A 4,660-nucleotide genomic window follows, 5' to 3' on the forward strand; every position below is an offset into this window, starting at 1 on the left:
ATAACGCCGCCCACGGACAGCGCGGGCGCGGGGGGAGTGCGCCCATGCGCCCAGCTACCGCGCCCCGCCACCACGCCGGACATGGGGCATTTGCAATTGCCTTGTGTTGCGGTATTGCAGACCTATTAAATCGTTCAATTTTCTCGTCACGTGTTCGGAGGCGAAGTGCAAAAAGGTTTCTTTCAAGTCGTCAGCCCGGAAACATTCATCGGCCTGCTCAAGGATTTTCCCGCCCTCGCGCAGACATCCGTCCCCCTGCACGACGCGGCGGGGCGCGTTCTTGCCAGCGACGTCACCGCCGCCGAAGACCTGCCCATGGTCAACCGCTCGTGCATGGATGGCTACGCCGTCAACGCGCGCGATGCCTTTGGGGCAAGCGAATCCAACCCGGCCTATCTGGAGTGCCGGGGCAGTCTGTCCATCGATGAACAGCCCTCAGCCCCCCTGTCCCGCGGGGACTGTGTGGGCATTGTCACCGGCGGCACCCTGCCCGAAGGGGCGGACGCCGTGGTGATGGTGGAACACACCCAAGAGCTTGGCGCTGGCACCATTGAATTCCGCAAATCTGTCGCCCCCGGCGACAACGTTATGCAGCGCGGCGAGGACGCCCGGGCAGGACAGCCCGCCCTCACTGCCGGCACCCCCCTGCGCCCACAGGAGGTCGGCTTGTTGGCCGCCCTTGGCGTCAGCGAGGTGCCGGTGCGAAAGCGCCCGCGCGTGGGCCTCATCTCCACCGGAGACGAACTTATCCCCGTCACGGACACGCCCCGTCCGGGACAAATCCGCGATGTAAACAGCTACGCCCTCGGCGCGCTGGTGCGCACCGCTGGCGGCGTGCCCACGCTGTACGGCCTGGTGCGCGATGACGAGGCAAGCCTTGCCGCTGCCATCAAACAAGGCGTAGAAGAAAATGACGTGGTGCTCATCTCCGGCGGCAGTTCCATTGGCGTGCGCGACCTGACGCAGGCCGCCATTGAGGAGTTGCCCGACGCGCAGGTGCTGGCCCACGGCGTTGCCGTCAGCCCCGGCAAGCCCACCATTCTGGCCCGCGCAGGCAGCACCGCCGTATGGGGACTGCCCGGACAGGTCACCTCCGCACAGGTGGTAATGCACGTGTTCGGCCTGCCCTTTTTGCGCCACATCGCCGGGGACGGGGACGCCTTTGCCCCGCGCCGCCGCAGCGTGCGCCGCGCCACCCTCGGGCGCAACATCGCCTCCAAACAGGGACGCGAGGACTACGTCCGGGTCCGGCTGGAAACCCGAGAGGACGGCGCCAGCATAGCCACGCCCGTCCTTGGCAAATCCGGCCTGCTGCGCACCATGCTCCGCGCCGACGGGCTGGTCCGCATCCCGGCGGATACGGAAGGCCTCTTCGAGGGCCACCCCGTGGACGTGTGGCTGCTCAACTAACAGCGGCCAAGAACAGGCACAGCACCACACAGCACAGCAACGGCAGGCCCGCGCCACAGCGCATGAACAGCCAAAGCACCGCACACAGCGAAGGCACCCATGAAGCGCAATATCTATCTCGACACCATTCCCATTGACGAAGCCGTGGGCAAGGTTCAGGCCGCCCTAGACAGGGAAAGCCTCCTCGGCACCGAAACCATTCCCACCCACGAGGCCGCAGGCCGCATCACGGCGTGCGCCATCCATGCGCGGCTGTCCTCGCCCACCTACCACAGCGCGGCCATGGACGGCATTGCCGTGGACGCCGAAGCCACCTTTGCCGCGCGCGAAGACGAGCCCCTCACCCTTGGGGCGGACGCCTTTGTCCCGGTCAACACCGGCAACCCGCTGCCGGGCGGCACCAACGCCGTCATCATGATCGAAAATGTGGTCATGACCGCCGACGGCAGCGCCCGCATTGAGGCGCCGGCCTTTCCGTGGCAGCACGTACGCCGCATCGGCGAAGACATCGTCGCCACGGAACTGCTCATCCCCCAGAACCACGAGCTCACGGCCTATGACATTGGCGCGCTGCTCTCTGCGGGCATCTGGGAGGTCACCGTGCATGAGCGCATTATCATGCACGTCATTCCCACCGGCGACGAGGTGCTGGACTTTACGGACCGCCCGACCCCGGCGCCGGGGCAAGTTGTGGAGAGCAACTCGCAGGTCTTTGCCGCACTGGCGCAAAGCTGGGGCATCGACATCCGCCGCACCGCGCCCGTCCCGGACAAGCCCGGCGCCCTCATCGAGGCCGTGGAAGACGCCCTTGGCACGGACGCGCACATTATCGTCATTGGCGCAGGCTCCTCGGCCGGCGCCAAGGACTACACCCGCACCGTCATGGAGAGCGTCGGCAGCGTGCTGGTGCACGGCATTAAGGCCATGCCCGGCAAGCCCACCCTGCTGGGCATGGCGGACAAGGCCCACGGCGGCAAGCTGCTTGTGGGCGCGCCGGGCTATCCCGTCAGCGCGGTGGTGTGCATGGAGGAACTGGTGGCCCCGCTGTGCGCGTGGCTGACCCGCCGCACCCTGCCCCGCCGCCCGGAAGTGGACGTGGAGCTCACGCGCAGCGTGCCGTCCAAGCTGGGCATGGAAGAATTCTTGCGCCTGTCCATCGGCCGCGTTGGCGGCAAGTACGTCGCCACGCCCCTGTCGCGCGGGGCGGGCATGATTACCACCATGACCCGCGCGCAGGGCATCTGCCGCATTCCGGCCAACTCCGAGGGCGTGGAACAGGGCGCCACCGTCCGCGCCGACCTGCGCGTGCCGCAGGACGCGCTGGAGCGCACCCTTGTCGCCGTGGGCAGCCATGACAACACCATAGACCTGCTCGCCAACGCCCTCATGGGGCTGGAGACGCCCATCCACCTTGCCTCCACCCATGTGGGCAGCATGGGCGGACTCATGGCCGTCAAAAACGGTTCCTGCCACATGGCGGGCACCCACCTCTTCGACCCCGAAACCGGCGACTACAACACGCCCTTTGTGCGCAAATATCTCCCGGATGTGGACGCGGTGCTGGTCAACCTTGCGGTGCGCCATCAGGGCCTCATGGTCCCGGCAGGAAACCCCAAAGGCATCTCGGGCGTTGACGACCTCACCCGCGAGGACGTGCAGTTCATCAACCGCCAGCGCGGGGCGGGAACCCGCATCCTGCTGGACTGGCACCTCTCCGAGGCCGGCATCACGCCCCAGCAGGTCAACGGCTACGACAAGGAAGAATTCACCCACATGGCCGTGGCGGTAAACGTGCTCACCGGCGCGGTGGACTGCGGGCTGGGCATCATGGCCGCCGCCCGCGCCCTCGGGCTGGACTTTGTCCCCCTTGCGCGTGAGCGCTACGACCTGCTCATCCCGCGCGAGCACCTTGCGGACCCACGCGTCAAGGCCGTGCTGGACCTCATCCGCAGCGCGGACTTCCGCACAAGCATTGAAGCCCTTGGCGGCTACGAAACCACCTGTACCGGTGAGTTTATGGAAGCCGGACAGGGCCTGCCCTAGGCAGCCCCCCCATGCGGGGCACACAACCCACCATTCACAAAAACGGGCGGCGCACACAGCGCCGCCCGTTTTTCTGCCTCTGGCAGGTCCGGTGACCGAACCAGCACAAGGGCTTGCCTTTCCGTGATTTTTTGCCACAATGCGGGGCATGATTATCACAGTAAAATGCTTTGCCACGCTCAAGCCCTTTGAGCCGCAGGACGCGGCGGCCTACACCGCGCCGGACGGCGTTACCGTCGGCGGCCTGATGGACCACCTCGGCATCCCCCGCGACGAGGTCAAAATCATGTTCATCAACAACAAGCACACCACCGTGGACGCCACCATACACGACGGCGACCGGGTGGGCCTGTTCCCTGCCGTAGGCGGAGGATGACGCCATGGGCTGCGCGGACCCCATAGGCAACCGAACGCGGGAGCTTGCCCTCTCCGCAGCCATGCCCGACGGCTCGCCCTATTTGAGCCTTGGCATCCATGCGGCCCGCGAACTTGCCGCCGAGTGCGGCGAAACGCTCCGCGCCATAGAAGTCGCCGCCCTTGGCGCCGGGGTCATCCCGGAGCGCTATATCCGCAACTTTTCCACGCTGGACTGTCAGGGGCAGGTGCGCCTGCTGTGTTCCAAGGCCGTGCTCATTGGCCTTGGCGGCCTTGGCGGCCTGCTCCTTGAAGCCATGGTCCGCATGGGCGTTGGCACCATTGAAGCGGCGGACGGCGACTCCTTTGAGGAAAGCAACCTCAACCGCCAGCTGACCTCAACCACGGACATCGTGGACATCCCCAAAACCCGCGCCGCCACCGTGCGCGCCATGACCGTGAACCCCGCCGTGGACTTTCTGGCCCATGAGGTGATGGTGGATGAATCTGACATGCTGGCCATGTGCGAAGACGCCCACGTGGTGGTGGACGCCCTTGGCGGACTGGACGACCGCCCTGCCTTGCAACGCGTGGCCGCGCGCGCCGGCCTGCCCCTTGTGACGGCGGGCATCGCGGGCCTGTCGGGCTATGTTGCCACGGTAATGCCGGGCCAGCCCGGTCCGGCGGATTTCTTTGGCGCCAGCGGCGGAGCCGAGGACGCCCTCGGCAGCCCTGCTCCAGGCGTGTATACCGCCGCCAGTCTGCAAAGCGCGGAGATCATGCGTCTGCTGGGTACGGGGACGCCGGCCCTCGCCGGAAAGATGCTCCTGTTTGACCTGCGGGACATGAGCTT

Annotated in this window: 4 protein-coding genes; all 4 read left to right on the forward strand. The window is 66.6% G+C overall.

The genetic code is table 11. From position 1 onward, the window contains the following. Positions 1-165: 165 nt before the first annotated feature. Positions 166-1,410: a molybdopterin molybdotransferase MoeA gene (locus ACY69P_RS14355; protein WP_462327964.1), complete on the forward strand. Its 1,245-nt coding sequence runs from the start codon at positions 166-168 to the stop codon at positions 1,408-1,410. Positions 1,411-1,509: 99 nt separating this feature from the next. Then, the gene (locus ACY69P_RS14360; RefSeq protein WP_462327965.1) at positions 1,510-3,453 is read left to right on the forward strand and encodes a molybdopterin biosynthesis protein; all 1,944 of its coding nucleotides are present in this window, start codon (positions 1,510-1,512) and stop codon (positions 3,451-3,453) included. A 148-nt stretch (positions 3,454-3,601) separates the two neighbouring features. Then, positions 3,602-3,829: a MoaD/ThiS family protein gene (locus ACY69P_RS14365; protein ID WP_459900316.1), complete on the forward strand. Its 228-nt coding sequence runs from the start codon at positions 3,602-3,604 to the stop codon at positions 3,827-3,829. A gap of 4 nt (positions 3,830-3,833) precedes the next feature. Then, positions 3,834-4,660 (forward strand): ThiF family adenylyltransferase (locus tag ACY69P_RS14370; RefSeq protein WP_462327966.1); only part of this gene is annotated, 827 nt, incomplete at its 3' end.

It is taken from the genome of Desulfobaculum sp. (assembly GCF_054921475.1).

What these genes read in the sequence shown, in the direction of transcription:
- ACY69P_RS14360 (WP_462327965.1), top strand. Translation starts at nt 1,510, where the DNA reads ATGAAGCGCAATATCTATCTCGACACCATTCCCATTGACGAAGCCGTG.
- ACY69P_RS14365 (WP_459900316.1), top strand. Translation starts at nt 3,602, where the DNA reads ATGATTATCACAGTAAAATGCTTTGCCACGCTCAAGCCCTTTGAGCCG.